The following is an 18,215-nucleotide window of genomic DNA, read 5'->3' on the forward strand; positions in this document are numbered from 1 at the left end:
AGGGCCTGCTGGAGCCTTCCAGCTCATGACGAAAGGTTCTAGGTTCCGCCGCGACGCCGGACCCGGCGCCCGTCTGCCTGTCAGCCGCCGCGCGCTTCGGTTCGCGGCAGGCCTCCGGAGCCTATCCACATGAAAGTCGCAGTTCTCGGCAGCGGCGTGATCGGCGTCGCTTCGGCCTGGTACCTCGCCAAGGCCGGCCATGAGGTGGTGGTGGTCGACCGGCAGGAGGGGCCGGCGCTGGAAACGAGCTTTGCCAATGCCGGGCAGCTCTCCTACGGCTACACCTCGCCCTGGGCCGCACCGGGCATTCCGCGCAAGGCCGTGAAGTGGCTGATGATGGAGCATGCGCCGCTGATCCTGCGGCCGAAGCCGGACATGGCGATGCTGTCCTGGCTCACCCGCATGCTGGCGAACTGCACGAGCGCTGCCTACGCCCGAAACAAGCGGCGCATGTTGCGCGTGTCCGACTACAGCCGGCAGAGCCTCGAGGCGCTGCGGGCGGAGACCGGCATCACCTATGATGGTCGGGCCAAGGGCACACTGCAGCTGTTCAGGACACAGGCGCAGGTGGACGCCTCGGCAAAGGACATCAAGGCGCTCGCCGCCGACGGCGTGCCGTTCGAGGTGCTGGACGCAGCCGGCTGCGTGCGCGTCGAGCCGGGGCTTGCCGCTGCCCGGGACCGCATTGCCGGCGGGCTGCACACGCCCGGAGACGAGACCGGCGACTGCTTCATCTTCACCAACGCTCTTGCCAAGCTGGCTACGGCGGTCGGCGTCAGCTTCCAGTATGGCCGCACGATCCGCCGCATTCTGGTCGATGGCGGTCGGGCGACCGGTGTCGAGACCGATCAGGGCCGGCTCGATGCGGATGCGGTGGTGGTGGCGCTGGGATCCCACTCGCCGGCGATGCTGAAGCCGCTCGGGATCCCACTGCCGGTCTATCCGGTGAAGGGCTATTCGCTGACGATCCCGATCGTCGATGCCGCGCGCGCGCCGGAGTCCACCGTGCTCGACGAAACCTACAAGGTGGCGCTGACGCGGCTCGGCACGCGCATCCGCGTCGGCGGCATGGCCGAAATCTCGGGCTACAACAATGCGTTGACGCCGGCGCGGCGTCGCACGCTGGAGCACTGCGTCACCGATCTATTTCCCGGCGGCGACCTCTCGCAGGCGAGTTTCTGGTCCGGCCTCAGGCCGATGACGCCGGACGGCACACCGGTGATCGGCGCAACGCCGCTGCGCAACCTCTTTCTCAACACCGGCCACGGCACCCTCGGCTGGACGATGGGCTGCGGCTCCGGGCGGCTGATCGCCGACATCGTCAGCGGCCGCAGGCCGGACATCGAGACCGGCGATCTCGGCCTGTCGCGCTATTCGGGCACTGCCGCCTAACGCCGGAATGTCCCGCCGCATTTGATTGGCGGGAGCTTCGTCTCAGCCCCTGAAGGTCTGCGCGGCGATCGACTCCGGTTTCATCTCGATGGAGAAGCCGGGCCGCGCCGGCGGCATGTAGGCGGCAGCGCGGATTTCGCAGGGATCGACGAAGTGCTCGTGCAGATGGTCGACGAACTCGATTACCCGCCCCTCCTTGGTGCCGGACACGACGAGATAGTCGATCATCGACAGGTGCTGGACATATTCGCAGAGGCCGACGCCGCCCGCATGCGGCCACACCGGCAGCTCGTATTTCGCTGCCATGAGGAGCACGGCGAGCACTTCGTTGAGGCCGCCGAGCCGGCAGGCGTCGATCTGCACGATGTCGATCGCCCCTTCCATGATGAACTGCTTGAAGAGGATGCGGTTCTGGCACATCTCGCCGGTCGCGACCTTCACCGGCGAGACGCCCTGCCGGATCGCACGATGGCCGGCGACATCGTCGGGGCTGGTCGGCTCCTCGATGAAGTAGGGCTCGACGAAGGCGAGCTGCTTCACCCAGTCGATCGCCTCACCGACCTCCCAGACCTGATTGGCGTCGATCATGATACGGATATCCCGACCGACCGTTTCGCGGGCGATACGAAGCCGGCGAATGTCGTCTTCGAGGTCACGGCCGACCTTCATCTTGATATACGTGAAGCCGGCGTCGACCGCTTCCTGTGCAAGCCGCCGCAGCTTGTCGTCGGAATAGCCAAGCCAGCCCGCCGAGGTCGTGTAGCAGGGGTAGCCCTCGCGCCGGAGTGTTTCCAGCCGCTCAGCCTTGCCCTCGGCTGCGCGGCGGAAGATTGCCAGCGCTTCCTCCGGCGTCACGCAGTCGGTGATGTAGCGGAAGTCGATGAGGCGGACGAGCTCCTCCGGGCTCATCTCGGCGACGAGCTGATAGACCGGCTTGCCCTCCGCCTTGGCCCAGAGGTCCCACGCGGCATTGACGATGGCGCCGGTCGCGAGATGGATTGCACCCTTGTCCGGGCCGATCCAGCGCAACTGGCTGTCGCCGGTGATGTGGCGCCAGAAGCGGCCGGCATCCTCGCGGATCCAGTCGAGCGTCAGGCCGACGATGCGGGGTCGCAGCGCCTCGATCGCGGCGCAGACCACCTCGTTGCCGCGGCCGATGGTGAAGGTGAGGCCATGGCCGCTGAGCTGCGGATCGTCCGTCTGAAGGATCACATAGGCGGCCGAATAGTCCGGATCCGGGTTCATCGCGTCGGACCCGTCGAGCTTCGCGGATGTCGGAAAGCGAAGATCGTGGATGGACAGTCCGGTGATGGTGGTCATGATAGGTCCGTACGGCTGAATAATAAGAAGGACTGACTCCGCGTCAGTTCGGCTGCGAAACGATCTGAAAATTGGCCAAGCGCACGCACATCGGTGTGCCCAGAGGGATGCGCGTTCCGGTGTCCTCGAGGCCGCCCTTGTCAGCATCGCGCCGGAAGACCGCCACGGCGTCGCTGTCCTGATTGGCGACAAGGAGATGCCGGCCGGAGGGTGTCAGAGACATGTGGCGAGGCGTCGTGCCGCCGCAGGGCACATGCCCGAGCGGCGTCAGTGCGCCGGTCCCGCGGTCGACTTCAAGAATGGCGATCGAGTCGTCGCCGCGGTTGGCGACATAGACGAAGCGCTCGTCCGGCGAGAGCTGGATCTCGGAACAGTGGCTGTGCCCGGCAAACCCGGCCGGCAGGGTGGAGGCGACAGCGAGCCGCTCCAACTGCCCGTCGGCATGGCGGCGCAGCGACTGCACGGTCGAGTTCAGCTCGTTGACGGCCAGCACAAGCGCACCGTCGTGGCTGATCGCAAGGTGCCGCGGTCCGGCGCCAGGTTCCAAGGCCGTCGTGCCGGTCTGCGTCAGCATGCCGTCGGCGTCGAGGCGATAGCTGATGATCTGGTCGAGGCCGAGATCAGCGACGAGGCAGTCCGGCCCGCCGGCAACTTCATAGATCGAGTGGGCGTGTGGCCGCTCCTGGCGCTCGGGATTGGGGCCGTGCCCGGCATGGCTTGCAGAACCCGCCGCCGGAGCCAGTCCACCATCGGTGCGGATCGGCAGGGCCACAACGGAGCGATCCGGTCCGCCGCTGCCCATGCCGTAATTGGCAACGAGAAGGAAGCGTCCGTCGCGCCCGAGCGAACTCTGCGCCGCGATGCTCCCCTGCGTCGGCTGCATGTTGACGTAAGCGAGCTGCCCCGCCGTCGGGTCGATCCGGTAGGCGGCGGCGATGCCCTCCTTGCGGTTGAACACCTCGCTCGTCGCATAGAGCATGGAGCGGGCGGCATCGACGGTCAGGAAGGTCGGATTGTCGATGTCGTCGACCTCCGACAGAAGCCTTGCCGTACCGCTCTCCTCGTCGAAGGAGAAGACGGCGATGCCCTTGCCATGGGCGGCCTTGAAGTAAGGCGCCGGCCGGTTGAGGCAGCCGACGAAGAGGAGAAGGCGCTCGCCCATCGCTGTCGATTGGTCCCTCAGTCCGCTTCGGTGAGCTGGCGCTGCTCGCCGAGGCCGGCGATACCGAGCCGCATCTCTTGGCCGGCCTTGAGGTACAGCGGGGGCTTCTGCCCCATGCCGACGCCGGGCGGCGTACCCGTGGAGATGATGTCGCCGGGGTGCAGGCTCATGAACTGCGAGAGGTAGGAGACGAGGAAGGCGACGCCGTAGACCATCGTCCGTGTCGAGCCATCCTGGTAGCGCTTGCCATCGACCTCCAGCCACATGGAGAGATCCTGCGGGTCGGCGATCTCGTCACGGGTCACCAGCCAGGGTCCGGTCGGCCCGAACGTGTCGCAGCACTTGCCCTTATCCCAGGTGCCGTGCCGCTCGAGCTGGAATTCACGTTCTGAGACGTCGTTGATGACGCAGTAACCGGCGACGTGGTCCAGCGCCTCAGCCTCGCTGACGTATTTCGCCGTCTTGCCGATGACGACGCCGAGCTCGACCTCCCAGTCGGTCTTCACCGACTTGCGCGGGATGCGCACCGTGTCGTTCGGCCCGACGATCGCCGAGGTCGGCTTCATGAACATCACCGGCTCCGGCGGCACGGTGGCCCCGGTCTCTGCCGCATGGTCGGAATAGTTGAGGCCGATGCAGATGAACTTGCCGACCTGCCCGACGCAAGGGCCGAGGCGCGGCGAGCCCTCGACCAGCGGCAGGCTGGCGGGATCGATGGCCTTGAGGCGCGCAAGGCCATCCGGCGTCAGCGTCTCGCCGGCGATGTCGGTAACGTGGCCGGACAGGTCACGGATGCGCCCGTCCGCGTCGAGGATGCCGGGCTTTTCGCGGCCCGTCTCGCCATGTCGAAGAAGTTTCATGCGTTTCGTCTTTCCCGTTCGGTATCTCAGCCGGTCCAGCCGCCGTCGATGACGTGGATCTGCCCGGTCGTATAGGTCGCGCCCGCGAGATAGAGGACGAGATCGGCTATCTCCTCGGCCTTGCCGATGCGCCCGATCGGCTGGCGGGCGATGAAGGCGGCGCGGGCGCCCTCGTAGTCGCCACCGGCGGCGAGCCGCTGCTGCAGCGACGGGCTCTCCACCGTGCCGGGGCAGATGGCGTTGCAGCGGATGCCTCTCGCGACGAAGTCGGCCGCCACCGACTTGGTGAGGCCGATCACGGCCGCCTTGCTGGCGGAATAGGCGAAGCGGTTCGGCACCCCTTTCACGCTCGAGGCGACCGAGGCCATGTTGATGATGGTACCGTCGCCGCGCTCCAGCATGCCGGGAAGCACCGCCTTGATCGTGCGCACCATCGCCTTAACGTTGAGATCGAAGGCAAAGTCGAGTTCGGCCTCGGTGCAGTCGAGGATGGTGCCGCCATGGACGACGCCGGCGCAGTTGAAGAGGACGTCGATCCGCCCGGTCCTGGCAACCAGGGGCTCGACGGCTGCCGGGTCGAGAACGTCGAGCTTGGCCGTCTCGACACCAGACACGCCTGCAAGTTCCGCAAGCGCCGCCTCGTTGATGTCGGTGGCGATCACCCGTGCGCCGGCGCCGCTCAGCGCTTCGACGCTGGCGCGACCGATCCCTTGTGCCGCTGCGGTGACGAGGACGGTCTTTCCGCTCAGGTCGGCCATGGCTTTTCCCCTCTCATTGGATGACGGCCTGCGAGCCCGCGACGGCGAGCCGCGCGATGGCCTCGCTGTTCCAAGCGATGCCGAGCCCCGGCTCTTCGCTCGGGATCGCCCGGCCACCATCGATGCGCATACCGGTGGTGGTGATCTCGTCGAGCTGCGGGATGTACTCCACCCAGCGCGCATTCGGCACGGCGGCGCAAAGCGAGACGTGCAGCTCCATCAGGAAGTGCGGACAGACCGCGACGTTGAAGCATTCGGCAAGATGGGCGACCTTCAGCCATGGCGTGATGCCGCCGATCCGGCCGACATCCACCTGCACGACCGAACAGGCGCCGCGCTGCAGATATTCACGGAAATGCGAGGGGCTATAAAGGCTCTCGCCGACGGCGATGGGCAGGCTCGTCGAGCGAGACAGGCGCAGGTGGCCGTCGATGTCGTCTGCCGGCAGCGGCTCCTCCAGCCAACCAATGTCGAGCGGCTCGTAGGCGCGGGCCCGGCGGATCGCCTCGTCGATGGCAAAGGCCTGATTGGCGTCGGTGAAGATCTCGAAGCCGGGGCCGACGGCCTCGCGCACGGCGGTGATGCGGGCAACATCCTCGTGGATTGGCCGGCCGACCTTCAGCTTGGCGCCGCCGAAGCCCTCGGCCTTGGCCTTCAGCGCATCCTCGACCAGCGCGTCCTCGGGCAGGTGGAGCCAGCCGCCCTCGGTGGTGTAGAGCGGCACCGAGCCTTGCGCGCCACCGGCGAGGCGGTGCAGCGGCAGCCCGGCGCGGCGGCAGCGCAGATCCCAGAGCGCCGTGTCGATCGCGGCCATGGCAATCGCCGTGATCGCGCCGACTGTGGTGGCGTGGGTCAGGAACAGGAGGTCGCGCCAGATCCGCTCTATCTCCTCCGCCTCGCGGCCGAGGATCGCAGGGGCGAGCGTCCTCTCGATCAGCTTCATCACCGACGGGCCGCCGGTGCCGATCGTGTAGCTGTAGCCGGTGCCGGTGACGCCGTCCGCATCGGTGATGCGCACGATCGGCGTTTCCTGGCTGACGAAGCTCTGGATGGCGTCCACCCGCTTCACCTTCGGCTGAAGGTCGACCATCAGGATCTCGATGCGGTCGATGCGCGCCATGGTTCAGGCCTTCAGGCTGCGGCCGTCGGCAGCGTCGAAGACGTGCAGGCGGGCAAGGTCGACGACGAAGGGCAGCGTTTCGCCGGGCGTCACCACGCGCGGGTTCAGCATCTTCGCCTGGATCTCCTTGTCGCCGAGCCGCGTGAACAGGATCGTTTCCGTGCCGAGCGGCTCGGCCAGTGCCACCTCGCGCTCCAGCCGCAGCGTCTCGCCAGTGCCGGGCATGCCGTGGCCTTGCGGCGTGATGTCGTCCGGTCTGAGGCCGAGGGTGATGCGCTGGCCCTCGCTGACCGAGACGCCCGCCGGCAGCGGCACGACGACGCCATCGGCGAGCCGCGCGGCGGGGCGGAGGCCCTCGGTCGTCACGACGGCGTCGATCAGGTTCATCGGCGGCGAGCCGATGAAGCCGGCAACAAAGACGTTGACCGGACGCTCGAACACCTCGGCGGGCGTTCCGACCTGCTCGATATGGCCGTCGCGCATGATGACGATACGGTCGGCGAGCGTCATTGCCTCCACCTGGTCGTGGGTGACGTAGACGACGGTGGTCTTCACCCGCTGGTGCAGCTTCTTGATCTCGACGCGCATCTGGCCGCGCAGCTTGGCGTCGAGGTTCGACAGCGGCTCGTCGAACAGGAAGACGTCCGGGTCGCGCACGATCGCCCGCCCCATGGCGACGCGCTGGCGCTGGCCGCCGGAGAGGTTCGCGGGCAGCCGGTCCATATAGGGCTGCAGGCCGAGGATCTCGGCCGCCTGGTTGACCCGCCGCTCGATCTCGGGTGCGGGCACCTTGGCGATGCCGAGGCCGAAGCCGAGATTCTCGCGCACGTTCATATGCGGGTAGAGCGCGTAGTTCTGGAACACCATCGAGACGTTGCGATCGCGCGGCGGCAGACCGTTGACGACGCGGTTCCCGATGCGGATCTCGCCGTCCGAGATGTCCTCCAGCCCGGCGATCATCCGGAGCGTCGTCGACTTGCCGCAGCCGGACGGGCCGACCAGCACGACGAACTCGTTATGGGCGATGGAGAGGTCGATGCCGTGGACGACGCCGAGGGCGCCATACCGCTTCACCACCTTCGTGAGCTTGATCTCAGCCAAGGCGAACTCCGGTCATTTCACGCCGCCGAAGGTGAGCCCGGCGATCAGGTGCTTCTGCACGACGAAGGTGAGGAGGAGGGCCGGTATGATGATCAGCACGGCCATGGCGCTCATGCCGGACCAGTCGACGGTGAACTGGGCGGTGAAGTCCATCAGGCCGACCGGCATCGTCTTGGAGGCGGTGGTGCGGGTGAGCTGGCTCGCCAGCGCGTATTCGTTCCAGGAGGTCAGGAAGGCGAAGATCGCCGCCGAGGCGAGGCCTGAGCGGGCGAGCGGGAACTCGATCTTCCAGAAAGCCTGCCAGCGCGTGCAGCCATCGATCTGCGCGGCCTCCGAGAGGTCGACCGGGATCTGCCGGAAGAAGCCGTCGGTCAGCCACACCGTGAAGGGGATGTTGATGGCGAGATAGACGATGATCAGACCAAGCGAGGTGTCGAGGAGGCCGATGCGGCTCCAGACGATGAACAGCGGCAGCGACAGCGCGACGCCAGGCACGGTGCGCGACAGCATGAAGGAGACGAAGAGCGCGCCCTTGCCGCGGAAGCGGTAGCGGGCGAAGGCGTATCCGCCCATCATGCCGAGCAGGATCGCCACCGCCGTCGAGGTCAGCGAGATCACCACCGAGTTGAGGAAGTAGCGCGCCACCGGCAGACCCTGCTGCTGCGCAGGCAGCAGGCCGAAGATGCCGAGGAAGTTGTTCAGCGTCGGGTCCTGCGGGATCCAGACCGGCGGGCGCGCCAGGATCTCGACGTTCGGCCGGAAGGCGGTCAGCACCACCCAGACGCCCGGCACGCACAGGATCGCCATGGCGAGGAAAACGCCGAGGCGGATCAGCCAGCGCTGCCAGGGCTTCTCGATCGTCAAGGGACGGCCGCTCATTCCACCCCTCCCATGTAGCGCCGCGCCACCACGAGCTTGCGGTAGAAATAGACGGTGAAGAGGATGGAGGTCAGGATCGAGACGTAGCCCATGGCGTTGGCCATGCCCATCTGCGAGTTCTGGTAGCCGACCCGCGCCATCAGCGTCCAAAGGAGCTCGGTGCGCCCGGCGGGCCCGCCATTCGTCATGATCCGCACCATGTCGTAGGCCCGCGCGACGTCGAGCGAGCGGATCGTCATGGCGATGAAGATGAAGGGCATCAGGAAGGGCAGGGTGATGTGGCGGAACACCTGGATGGGTCCGCAGCCATCGACCTTCGCCGCCTCGATCGGCTCCTTCGGCAGAGCGAGCAGGCCCGCGAGGAGCAGGATCGCGAAGACCGAGGTGGACATCCAGATCTCGGCGGCCATGATCGAGAGCGGCGCCAGCGTTCCGTCGACGAGCCAGGGGATCGGCTGGGTGATCAGGCCAAGGTCGAAGAGGGCGTTGTTCACGAGGCCAACGGCGTCGTTGAAGATGTATTTGAACTGGAAGCCGACGAGGATCGGCGAGAACATCATCGGGAACATCATGATGGTGCGCAGCACCTTGCGGCCCATCGTCACCTGGTTGACGAGGAGCGCCAGGCCAAGGCCGAGCACCAGCTCCAGGTTCAGCGTCACCGTGATGAAGACGAGCGTGCGCCCGAAGGCCCACCAGAAGTCGGCATTGTTCAGGAGCCGGGCGTAGTTCCGAAGGCCCACGAAGCTGTAGAGCGTCGCCGGCCGCGTCAGGTTGTAGGCGGTGAAGCTCGACCACAGCGACACCGCCAGCGGCACGAGGATCACCGCGGCGATGACGACGAGGGCGGGCGTCAGCAGCAGGTAGGGAACGGCTCGCGGCGAGCGGAAAAGTGTCATTCCCGGTCCATGGCGGCGGGGTCAATCGAATGAGCCGGCCCGGCGGCGGCGGATGCCGCGCCGAACCGGGAATGGCTGATGGCCATGGCCGCTACTGGATCATCCCGGCATCTTCGAGGATGGTGCGGGCCTCGTCGGCCGCCTGGTCGAGCGCTTCCTTCGGCGTCTTCTCCCCGACGATGGCGGCCTGCAGCTGCGGCCAGATCACGTTGGAGACCTCGATCCACTGCGGCACCAGCGGCGGCGTGCGGGCGTCGGCCAGCGACTTCTCCCAGGTCTCGAACATGTCGGCCATGTAGGTGTTGCTGTCGCTCTTGAACTTGGCGACGACGTCCTCGAACACCTTGGTGCGGGTCGGCAGGTTGCCGGCTTCGGCTTCCAGCATCTCCGAATCGTAGTTCGTCATGAAGACGACGAAGCTGACGGCGGCGTCCTTGTCCGGGCAGGACTCGGTGACGGAGAAGGAGTGCGACCCGGACCAGGCGCCGCGCTTGCCGCCCGCGCCCGTCGGCGCCACGGCGAAGCCGACGTCACCGGCGACCTTGGACTTGTCCTTGTCATTGTAGAAGGCGGCAAAGCCCGGCCAGTCGAGATCGAGGGCGAGCGTGCCGGCGGCAAACGCCTGGCCGATATCGTCCCAGGTGTAGTTGACCGTGCCGGCCGGTACGGCCTTGGCATTGTAGAGGTCGACGAACCACTGCAGGGCGGCGACACCCTCGGGACCGTTGAAGGTCGGGTTCCATTGATCGTCGAACATGTCGCCGCCATTGGCGCGCACCAGCTCCATGAAGCGGCCGGTCATGCCTTCGTCCTTGCCGGCAAAGGCCGTGCCGTAGAGGTTCGGCGGCGAGGCGAGGAAGATTGCCTGCTCCTTGAATTCGTCGAAGGTCGCGGGCGGAACGAGGTCCTTGCCGAACTTCTCCTTGTAGCGGGCCTGCACGGCCGGATCGCCGTAGACGCGCTTGTTGTAGTAGAGGTTGGAGACGTCGGTGACGCGCGGCAGCTGGACGAGCCGCCCGTCGACCTCGGCCGACTTCAGCGTCCCCGGCACGTAGAGCGCCAGCTCCTCGGCCGGGATCTTCTCCTTCAGGTCGATATAAAGGTCGCCATACTGGGGCGCGAAGCTCGTATGGTTCGAGCCGACGCACCAGTTCACCGTGCCGCCGGCGATGTCCTGCTTGATCTCGCGGTCGAGGTCGAAGTGGTTCTTGGAGGAGACGATCTCGACCTTGGCCCCGGTCAGCTTCTCCCACTCCGGAATACGGGTGTAGAGCTTCTCGTATTGCGTGCCGCCGATCAGCTTCACCTTCAGCGTGACGCCGTCGAACTTGCCGTAGTCGAAATCGGCGAGGGCAGGCGAGGCGAGCATCGTTGCGCCGGCGAGCGCCAGCGCGAGGGTGGTGGATTTCCACGGCGACATGATCGTTCCTCCCAGAACAGACTTGATTGTTGATCATGCAAATTTAAAAACTTCATTCGCAGGTAAGCACGATCTGCATGATCCGGTCAATCGCCGGGCGTCGGTCGGAAGCGCTGCCCGTTGCGCATGTCGACTGCGCCGATCATGACTGGCGCGTAACCGCCGGACCGGAGGGATGGGATGTCGGAGCTCGGAGACGATGTTGCGGAGCGCTACCGCGCGCCGGCGCTGGACAAGGGCCTCGACATTCTCGAGCTCCTCGCTGATTGCGACGAGGGCCTGTCGCAGGCGGAGATCGCCAAGGCGCTGGAGCGCACGCCCAACGAGATCTACCGGATGCTCGACCGGCTGGTGCGCCGCCACTACGTCATCCGCGACGCCGGAGATCGCTACCAGCTGTCGCTGAAGCTGTTCTCGCTGGCTTACCGGCACCCGCCGACACGCCGCCTCGTCAGCCAGGCTCTGCCGCCGATGCGCCGCTTTGCCCGGGAGGCCGAGCAGTCCTGCCATCTCGTCGTCTACGACCGGGGCTCACTGGTGGTGGTCGCGCAGGTCGACTCGCCGGGCTACTGGGGCGTCACCATCAAGGTCGGCTCGCATATCGGCCTCGTTAACACCGGTTCAGGCCATGTGCTCCTCGCCTTCGCCAGCCCCGCCGAACGGAGCCTCATGCTGGAGGAGCGGGAGGTCATGCCGCACGAGCTCTGGCCGAACGACTTCGAGCGGCGGCTGGACGAGGTGCGGGAGCGCGGCCACGAGGTGATGCAGAGCCAGCAGACGCTCGGCGTCACCAACATCTCGCTGCCGCTGCTCGGCCCCGGTGGCACGGTGCTGGCAGCGCTGACCTGCCCGTATCTCGAGCGCATCGACACGGCCCGCCCGCCATCGCGTGACGCGGTCCTGGAGCTGCTCGCCCGCACCGCATCGGAGATCACCGCGGGTGTTGGCGACCGTGGCTGAGCTTCGGATGCAGGGCTGGTGACGACGGTCCTTGAGACGTGACGACTGGAGGGAGGCACTATTGCGCATCGTCGATACCCATCTGCACCTGATCTACCCCGACCGCTTCACCTATGACTGGCTGGCCAGCGTGCCGGCGATCGACCAGGCTTTTTCCGCCGAGGACTACTGGGCCGAAGCGGAGCGCCTCGGCATCGAGGCTGCGCTCCACATGGAGGCTGATGTCGCAGCCGGCCAGCGGGAGGCGGAGACGCGCTTCGTCCAGGGTCTCGATGCGCGTATCGTCGGCGCGGTCGCGGCGGCGCGTCCGGAGGAGCCGGCCTTTCCGGCCGAGATCGAGCGGCTGGCGGCCATGCCACGGGTTCGCGGCATCCGCCGCATCCTCCACACCGCGCCAGACGCCCTGTCGCAGACGGACCTCTTCGCCGACAACATCCGGCGGCTCGGGCCTCTCGGTCTGCCCTTCGATCTCTGCGTCCTTGCCCGGCAGCTGCCGGTCGGCCGCAGTCTCGCGGCGAAATGCCCGGACACGCAGTTCGTGCTCGACCACTGCGGCGTGCCGGACATCGCCGGTGGCGGCTATGGGACGTGGCGCGAGGCCATATCGGCCATTGCCGAGCTGCCGAATGTCGCTGCCAAGATCTCGGGGGTCGTCGCCTATGCCGGCGCGGACTGGGGCACCGACACGCTGCGCCCTTACGTCGAGCACGTGATCGAGTGCTTCGGCTGGGACCGAATCGTCTGGGGCAGCGACCATCCGGTCTGCCGGCTCACCGCCGACCTGACCCGCTGGGTCGAGGCGACGCACGAGCTCCTCGCCGGCTGCAGCGACGACGAGAAGGCACGGCTCCTCAGCCGCAATGCCGTCCGCATCTACGGGCTGGAAGGAGAGGTCGCATGATCCGCATGGGCTTCGTGATCGGGATCCGACCGGAGGCAATACCCGAGTACAAGCGGCTGCACGCCGCCGTCTGGCCGGATGTCGCGGCCAAGATCGCCGAATGCCACATCCGCAACTACACGATCTATCTGCGCGAGCCGGAGAACCTCCTCTTCGCGTCCTACGACTATCACGGCGCCCACCATGACGCCGACATGGCGATGATGGCCGCCGATCCCGTGACGCAGGACTGGTGGCGCGTTTGCATGCCGCTGCAGGTGCCGCTGGAGACGCGCGCCGAAGGCGAATGGTGGGCGCCGCTGGAGGAGGTGTTCCACCAGGATTGAACGATTACCCCGCCGCGCCCGGCCCTCGTTAGTAGCACCGCGCTTGCACCGATAGCCCACATATGAAATCATCATTCACATAGGAAGGATGATCGGGGAGGCCAAAGTCGTGGATCATGCGCTGCGCCAGCACTGGCCGCTGCCATCGTCGCCGCGCCCGATCGTGATCTTCGGCGCCGGCGGCATCGTCTCGGATGCGCATATGCCGGCCTATCGCCTGGCTGGGCTGCCGGTCGCCGGCGTCTATGACGTCGACGCCAGTCGCGCTGAGGCGACGGCAAGCCGCTGGGGCATTGCGCAATACCGCAGCGTCGATGAGGCCGCCGCCGTGGCGGACGCGGTGTTCGACCTCGCTTTGCCGCCTGCCGCCCATCTCGATATCCTGCCGCAACTCCCCGCTGGCGCGGCGGTGCTGATGCAGAAGCCGATGGGCAGCGACCTCGCCGGCGCGACGAAGATCCTGACGCTTGCGCGCGAGCGCCAGCTGACCGCGGCGGTGAACTTCCAGCTGCGCTTTGCACCGATGATGCTGGCGATTGCGGATGCCAGGTCGCGCGGCTTCTTCGGCGAGATCGTCGACATCGAGATGCATCTCAACCTGATGACGCCGTGGAACCTCTGGCCGTTCCTGAAGGGCATGAAGCGGGTCGAGATCGCCGTCCACTCGATCCACTATCTCGACCTCATCCGCAGCCTCGTCGGCGATCCCCTCGGCGTCCACGCCAAGACGCTCGGCCATCCCTCGACGGAGATTGCGCAGACCCGCACCTCCGCGATCCTCGATTATGGCGACCGGCTGCGCTGCATCCTGTCGATCAATCACAACCACGATTTTGCCAGGAAATTCCAGAGCTGCTGGCTGCGCGTCGAGGGGATGGAGGGCGTCGCCATGGCGAAGCTCGGCGTCAACCTGAACTATCCCGAGGGCGAGCCGGACGAACTATGGCTTTGCCGCAAGGGCGGCGACTGGCAGTCGGTGCCGCTGGAGGGGACTTGGTTCCCGCACGCCTTCATCGGCACGATGGCGAACCTGCAGCGCTTCGCCGTCGGCGAGGACGCGGCGCTGTCGACCCGTGCCGAGGACGCCTGGTCGACCATGGCGCTGGTGGAGGCATGCTTCCGCTCCAGCGCCACACCGGCGACGCCGATCGAGGCGCGGCCAGAGGTATGATGATCATCTCCGTGGCCGCCGCACGCGCTGAGGCGGCGCAGGCAATTGCCATGTCCAGGGCTCGGCGCCGTCCGGTTGCCGACCCGGGCGGCTCGGGCGCGCGCCTGCCGCTCACTCCCACGACGAAATGCAGACCGGCGACGACGCCGGCGCAGGAGTTCCGCCCATGACCGTGCACGCAACGCCGCCGCTGGATGGGCTGATGGTCGTCGACCTCAGCCAGTTCCTGTCCGGCCCCTATTGCTCGCTGCGGCTGATGGATCTCGGCGCCCGCGTCATCAAGGTCGAGCGTCCCGATGGCGGCGACCTGTCCCGCCGCCTTTATCTCAGCGATACGGAGATCGGTGGGGATTCCACCATCTTCCACGCGATCAACCGCGCCAAGGAGAGCTTTGCCGTCGATCTGAAGAACGCCGAGGATCTTGGCCGCCTGCGCCGCCTGATCGAAAAGGCCGACGTCGTCATCCAGAACTTCCGCCCCGGCGTGATCGAGCGGCTCGGCCTCCATTATGAGGCGGTGAAGGCGATCAATCCGAAGATCGTCTATGCCTCGATTACCGGCTACGGCAACGAGGGGCCGTGGGTGAAGCGGCCCGGTCAGGACCTCTTGGCGCAGGCGCGCTCCGGCATCATGTGGCTGAATGGCGACGAAACGCAGGGGCCGGTGCCCTTCGGCCTTGCGGTCGGCGACATGCTGGCGGGCGCCGCGCTCTGCCAGGGCATCCTTGCGGCGCTGGTGCGGCGCGGCATCACCGGCCAGGGCAGTCATGTCGAGACCAGCCTCCTGGAGGCGCTGGTGGACTTCCAGTTCGAGGTGCTGACCACGCATCTGAACGACGGCCGGCGGCTGCCGCGCCGCTCGTCCTTCCGCAGTGCCCATGCCTATCTCTCGGCGCCCTATGGCGTGTACCCGACGAAGGACGGCTTTCTCGCCGTCGCCATGACGCCGATCGCCAAGCTCGCCGACCTCCTGGAGATCGCCGAGCTTGCACCCTATCACGACCAGCCCTCCACCTGGTTCACCGCCCGCGACGAGATCAAGGCGATCATCGCCCAGCGCCTGGCGACCGAGACCAGCGACCACTGGCTGTCGGTGCTGGAGCCGGCCGACATCTGGTGCGCCAAGGTGCTGCAGTGGCCGGAGCTGCTGGATAGCGAGGCCTTCACCGTACTCGACATGCTGCAGACGGTGACGCGCGAGGACGGCGTCAGCATCGAGACCACCCGCTCGCCGCTGCGGGTCGACGGTCATCGTCCGGTCTTTACCAATGCCGCGCCGCGGATCGGCGAGCATACCAGCCGCATCATCGAGGAGTTCGGACTGTGAGCGTGACGCTGAAGGGCATGACCTGGAGCCATCCGCGTGGCTACGACCCGCTGGTTGCCTGCTCCGCGGAGTGGAAGGCCAAGACCGGCGTCGAGATCGTCTGGGACAAGCGCTCACTGCAGGACTTCGAGAGCTTCCCCGTCGAGGAACTGGCGCGGGCCTACGACTTCATCGTCATCGACCACCCGCATGTCGGCCAGATCACCGGCGAAAATTGCCTGCTGCCGCTCGACGTGGCGGGCCGGGAAACCGAGCGTGCCGCGCTTGCGGCGGCTTCCGTCGGCCCGTCCTACCGCTCCTATGAGTGGCAGGGCCGGCAATGGGCCTTTCCGATCGACGCGGCGACGCAGGTGCAGGCCTGGCGCCCCGACCTGGTCGAGACGGCGCCGACGACGTTGGGTGAGGTCGAGGCACTGGCGGCCGACGGCAAGGTCGCCCTGCCGCTGCGCAGCCCGCATGCGCTGATGACCTTCTACACGATATCAGCCAATCTCGGCCGGCCCTGCCGGGTTGACGGCGAGGGCGACCTCGTCGATGCCGAGGCCGGTACGGAGGCTCTGGCGATCATGGCGCGGCTGGCGAGCCGGCTCGATCCCGCCGACTTCGACAGCGATCCGATCGCCGTCTTCGAGCGCATGGCGGCGGAGAACTCGCCCATCGCCTGCGTGCCCTATACCTACGGCTATGTCAGCTACGCGCTGGACGGCTTCCGCCAGCGCCACATCGCCTTTGCCGACATCCCGGCGGCGGGCGGTCACGGGCCGGTCGGCGGCACCCTCGGCGGGACCGGCATTGCCGTCTCCGCCATGACGCGCCATCCCGAGGCCGCCATCGACTTCGCCTACTGGATCGCCAGCGCCGCGGTGCAGGCCGGACCCTACGCCGCCGCCGGCGGCCAGCCGGGGCACGCGACGGCCTGGGAGGATGATGGGGTCAACGCGCCGGTGCTCGGCTTCTATCGGAATACGCGCGCGACGCTGGAAGGCTCGTTCCTGCGTCCGCGCCACGACGGTTACATGCCGTTCCAGCACGAGGCCTCGCAGCGCATTGCGCAGGCGCTGCGGAGCGGCGAGGCGCCGGAGGCGGGGGTCACCGATCTCAATGCGATGTTCCGCCGGAGCTTTGCCGCCGGCTGAGCGGCGGGCGCCGTCGCGGCGCCCCGGCCCCCTTCCGGCGCCGTCGGCAAGCGGCCGGTGAGCGGCCATCACGATCGAAAGGACACGCCATGGAGCGTCCGCGCTTCTTCGAGGATTACGCGATCGGCGAGGAGCGCCGCTCGCACGGCCGCACCATAACGGAGACCGACTTCGTGGTGCATGCCGGCCATACCGGCGACTTCTTCCCGCATCACATGGACGCCGAGTTCATGAAGGACAGCGCCTTCGGCCAGCGGATCGCCCATGGCACCATGACCTTCGCCATCGGCATCGGCCTGACTGCCTCGGAGATCAATCCGCGCGCCTTCACCTATGGCTACGAGCGGCTGCGCTTCCCGAAGCCCGTCTTCATCGGCGACACGATTCACACCGTGCTGACGGTCACAAGCCTGGAGCCGGACTTGAAGCGCGCCTCGATGGGCCGCGTCGTGGAGAGCTGCCGGGTGGTGAATCAGCGTGGCGAGACGGTGCTCGCCTGCGACCACGTGCTGCTGGCGGAGCGGCGCGAGGCCGCGTGAGGTCGGTGGCCACCCCGGCCCCTGGCGCGGTCGGCAAGGCCCGGGTGGCCTTGGCGGCTGATGTCGAACGGGCATAAGTTGCCGCCGGTGATCCGGCGTCAGCGACAAATCAGCTGCCGCTGTCGGAATGGAGAAGGCGATGCGTCCTGACGATGGAGCGCCGGCAGCGGCGGCGGAGGGACCAGGCGAGGGGCTGGAGGTCGCGCTCTTCGTTACCTGCCTCGTCAATGTCATGCGTCCGCAGATTGCCGAAAGCGCCATCGACCTTCTGGAAGCCGCGGGCTGCCATGTCGTCGTGCCGCTGGAGCAGACCTGCTGCGGCCAGCCGGCGCTGAACGCCGGTGACGCTGAAGACGCCAAGGCGATGGCCCGCCACCAGATCGCCGTGCTGGAGCCGTTTGCCCACGTCGTCGTGCCCTCCGGCTCCTGCACCGCAACGATCGCGCATGACTATGTCGCCCTGTTTGCCGATGATCCGGTCTGGGGCCCGCGGGCCCGCGCGCTCGCAAGCCGCATACACGAGGTGCTGAGCTTCCTCGTCGACGTGCTCGGCTTCACGCCGCCGCCGGTGCGGCTCCCGGCAACCGCGACCTACCATGACACCTGCTCGGGGCTTCGCGAGCTCGGCATCCGGGCCCAGCCGCGCCAGCTGCTGAAGAGCGTCGAGGGGCTGGAGCTCGTGCCGCTGCCGGATGCCGATGTCTGCTGCGGCTTCGGCGGCACCTTCTGCATCAAATATCCCGCCATCGCCGACGCTGTGGTGACCGAGAAGACGGCGGCGATCCGCTCCACCGGCGCCGACATCCTGCTCGGCGGCGATCTCGGCTGCCTCATGAACATGGCCGGCAAGCTGAAGCGCCAGGGCTCCACGGTGCGCACCTACCATACGGTGGAGGTGCTGGCGGGCCGCGGCGCGCTGCCGGGCCTGGGCGAGGAGCGCTGAG

General features: G+C 67.3%; 18 protein-coding genes. 9 read left to right on the forward strand and 9 right to left on the reverse strand.

The features are described 5' to 3' along the window. Window positions 1–129: 129 nt before the first annotated feature. Window positions 130–1,392 (forward strand): D-amino acid dehydrogenase, encoded by a 1,263-nt coding sequence (locus tag C0R46_RS09945; RefSeq protein ID WP_102959469.1) that lies wholly within the window; start codon window positions 130–132, stop codon window positions 1,390–1,392. 42 nt (window positions 1,393–1,434) lie between these two features. On the opposite strand, the gene C0R46_RS09950 is transcribed toward C0R46_RS09945, so the two are convergent. The 9 genes from C0R46_RS09950 to C0R46_RS09990 form a co-directional block, all read right to left on the reverse strand. Then, window positions 1,435–2,712 (reverse strand): L-fuconate dehydratase, encoded by a 1,278-nt coding sequence (locus C0R46_RS09950; RefSeq protein ID WP_102959470.1) that lies wholly within the window; start codon window positions 2,710–2,712, stop codon window positions 1,435–1,437. Between the two features lie 43 nt (window positions 2,713–2,755). Further along, on the reverse strand, window positions 2,756–3,874 hold the full coding sequence (locus C0R46_RS09955) for a lactonase family protein (RefSeq protein ID WP_102959471.1): 1,119 nt from the start codon (window positions 3,872–3,874) through the stop codon (window positions 2,756–2,758). Window positions 3,875–3,891: 17 nt separating this feature from the next. Beyond that, window positions 3,892–4,734, reverse strand: a complete 843-nt coding sequence (locus C0R46_RS09960) for an ureidoglycolate lyase (protein ID WP_102959472.1) — start codon at window positions 4,732–4,734, stop codon at window positions 3,892–3,894. 26 nt (window positions 4,735–4,760) lie between these two features. Beyond that, the gene (locus tag C0R46_RS09965; RefSeq protein WP_102959473.1) at window positions 4,761–5,492 is read right to left on the reverse strand and encodes an SDR family oxidoreductase; all 732 of its coding nucleotides are present in this window, start codon (window positions 5,490–5,492) and stop codon (window positions 4,761–4,763) included. 13 nt (window positions 5,493–5,505) lie between these two features. After that, a complete protein-coding gene (locus C0R46_RS09970; RefSeq protein ID WP_102959474.1) occupies window positions 5,506–6,612 on the reverse strand; it encodes a mandelate racemase/muconate lactonizing enzyme family protein in 1,107 nt (368 codons plus the stop codon). A gap of 3 nt (window positions 6,613–6,615) precedes the next feature. Continuing rightward, window positions 6,616–7,713 carry an ABC transporter ATP-binding protein gene (locus C0R46_RS09975; RefSeq protein ID WP_102959475.1) on the reverse strand — a complete coding sequence of 366 codons (1,098 nt, stop codon included), beginning with the start codon at window positions 7,711–7,713 and terminating at the stop codon, window positions 6,616–6,618. Window positions 7,714–7,725: 12 nt separating this feature from the next. After that, window positions 7,726–8,592 (reverse strand): carbohydrate ABC transporter permease, encoded by an 867-nt coding sequence (locus C0R46_RS09980; RefSeq protein ID WP_102959476.1) that lies wholly within the window; start codon window positions 8,590–8,592, stop codon window positions 7,726–7,728. After that, entirely contained in the window at window positions 8,589–9,491 is a 903-nt protein-coding gene (locus C0R46_RS09985; RefSeq protein WP_102959477.1) for a carbohydrate ABC transporter permease, read from the reverse strand. The genes C0R46_RS09980 and C0R46_RS09985 overlap by 4 nt, the downstream gene beginning before the upstream one ends. Before the next feature lie 91 nt (window positions 9,492–9,582). Further along, window positions 9,583–10,911, reverse strand: a complete 1,329-nt coding sequence (locus C0R46_RS09990) for an extracellular solute-binding protein (protein WP_198598286.1) — start codon at window positions 10,909–10,911, stop codon at window positions 9,583–9,585. 180 nt (window positions 10,912–11,091) lie between these two features. On the opposite strand from C0R46_RS09990, the gene C0R46_RS09995 reads away from it, so the two are divergent. From C0R46_RS09995 to C0R46_RS10030, 8 genes are all read left to right on the forward strand, one after another. Beyond that, on the forward strand, window positions 11,092–11,871 hold the full coding sequence (locus C0R46_RS09995; RefSeq protein ID WP_102959478.1) for an IclR family transcriptional regulator: 780 nt from the start codon (window positions 11,092–11,094) through the stop codon (window positions 11,869–11,871). A gap of 61 nt (window positions 11,872–11,932) precedes the next feature. Further along, on the forward strand, window positions 11,933–12,772 hold the full coding sequence (locus C0R46_RS10000; RefSeq protein WP_102959479.1) for an amidohydrolase family protein: 840 nt from the start codon (window positions 11,933–11,935) through the stop codon (window positions 12,770–12,772). Continuing rightward, on the forward strand, window positions 12,769–13,098 hold the full coding sequence (locus tag C0R46_RS10005; RefSeq protein ID WP_102959480.1) for an L-rhamnose mutarotase: 330 nt from the start codon (window positions 12,769–12,771) through the stop codon (window positions 13,096–13,098). Before C0R46_RS10000 ends, C0R46_RS10005 begins: the two co-directional genes overlap by 4 nt. Window positions 13,099–13,207: 109 nt before the next feature. Then, entirely contained in the window at window positions 13,208–14,269 is a 1,062-nt protein-coding gene (locus C0R46_RS10010) for a Gfo/Idh/MocA family protein (protein WP_245413511.1), read from the forward strand. A gap of 166 nt (window positions 14,270–14,435) precedes the next feature. Then, window positions 14,436–15,596 carry a CaiB/BaiF CoA transferase family protein gene (locus C0R46_RS10015; RefSeq protein WP_102959757.1) on the forward strand — a complete coding sequence of 387 codons (1,161 nt, stop codon included), beginning with the start codon at window positions 14,436–14,438 and terminating at the stop codon, window positions 15,594–15,596. Continuing rightward, complete coding sequence (locus C0R46_RS10020) at window positions 15,593–16,732, forward strand: extracellular solute-binding protein (protein WP_102959482.1); 1,140 nt, start codon at window positions 15,593–15,595, stop codon at window positions 16,730–16,732. Before C0R46_RS10015 ends, C0R46_RS10020 begins: the two co-directional genes overlap by 4 nt. 89 nt (window positions 16,733–16,821) lie before the next feature. Further along, entirely contained in the window at window positions 16,822–17,271 is a 450-nt protein-coding gene (locus C0R46_RS10025; RefSeq protein ID WP_102959483.1) for a MaoC family dehydratase, read from the forward strand. A 139-nt stretch (window positions 17,272–17,410) separates the two neighbouring features. After that, window positions 17,411–18,214 (forward strand): (Fe-S)-binding protein, encoded by an 804-nt coding sequence (locus C0R46_RS10030; RefSeq protein ID WP_102959484.1) that lies wholly within the window; start codon window positions 17,411–17,413, stop codon window positions 18,212–18,214. The last annotated feature ends 1 nt before the right edge of the window (window position 18,215 follow it).

This window comes from Mangrovicella endophytica, assembly GCF_002893625.1.
Lineage (GTDB): Bacteria > Pseudomonadota > Alphaproteobacteria > Rhizobiales > Rhizobiaceae > Mangrovicella > Mangrovicella endophytica.

Excerpts from the sequence above, each read along its gene's own strand:
- C0R46_RS09945 (WP_102959469.1), top strand. The coding sequence starts at position 130 with ATGAAAGTCGCAGTTCTCGGCAGCGGCGTGATCGGCGTCGCTTCGGCC.
- C0R46_RS09950 (WP_102959470.1), bottom strand. The coding sequence starts at position 2,712 with ATGACCACCATCACCGGACTGTCCATCCACGATCTTCGCTTTCCGACA.
- C0R46_RS09955 (WP_102959471.1), bottom strand. The coding sequence starts at position 3,874 with ATGGGCGAGCGCCTTCTCCTCTTCGTCGGCTGCCTCAACCGGCCGGCG.
- C0R46_RS09960 (WP_102959472.1), bottom strand. The coding sequence starts at position 4,734 with ATGAAACTTCTTCGACATGGCGAGACGGGCCGCGAAAAGCCCGGCATC.
- C0R46_RS09965 (WP_102959473.1), bottom strand. The coding sequence starts at position 5,492 with ATGGCCGACCTGAGCGGAAAGACCGTCCTCGTCACCGCAGCGGCACAA.
- C0R46_RS09970 (WP_102959474.1), bottom strand. The coding sequence starts at position 6,612 with ATGGCGCGCATCGACCGCATCGAGATCCTGATGGTCGACCTTCAGCCG.
- C0R46_RS09980 (WP_102959476.1), bottom strand. The coding sequence starts at position 8,592 with ATGAGCGGCCGTCCCTTGACGATCGAGAAGCCCTGGCAGCGCTGGCTG.
- C0R46_RS09985 (WP_102959477.1), bottom strand. The coding sequence starts at position 9,491 with ATGACACTTTTCCGCTCGCCGCGAGCCGTTCCCTACCTGCTGCTGACG.
- C0R46_RS09990 (WP_198598286.1), bottom strand. The coding sequence starts at position 10,911 with ATGTCGCCGTGGAAATCCACCACCCTCGCGCTGGCGCTCGCCGGCGCA.
- C0R46_RS09995 (WP_102959478.1), top strand. The coding sequence starts at position 11,092 with ATGTCGGAGCTCGGAGACGATGTTGCGGAGCGCTACCGCGCGCCGGCG.
- C0R46_RS10005 (WP_102959480.1), top strand. The coding sequence starts at position 12,769 with ATGATCCGCATGGGCTTCGTGATCGGGATCCGACCGGAGGCAATACCC.
- C0R46_RS10015 (WP_102959757.1), top strand. The coding sequence starts at position 14,436 with ATGACCGTGCACGCAACGCCGCCGCTGGATGGGCTGATGGTCGTCGAC.
- C0R46_RS10025 (WP_102959483.1), top strand. The coding sequence starts at position 16,822 with ATGGAGCGTCCGCGCTTCTTCGAGGATTACGCGATCGGCGAGGAGCGC.
- C0R46_RS10030 (WP_102959484.1), top strand. The coding sequence starts at position 17,411 with ATGCGTCCTGACGATGGAGCGCCGGCAGCGGCGGCGGAGGGACCAGGC.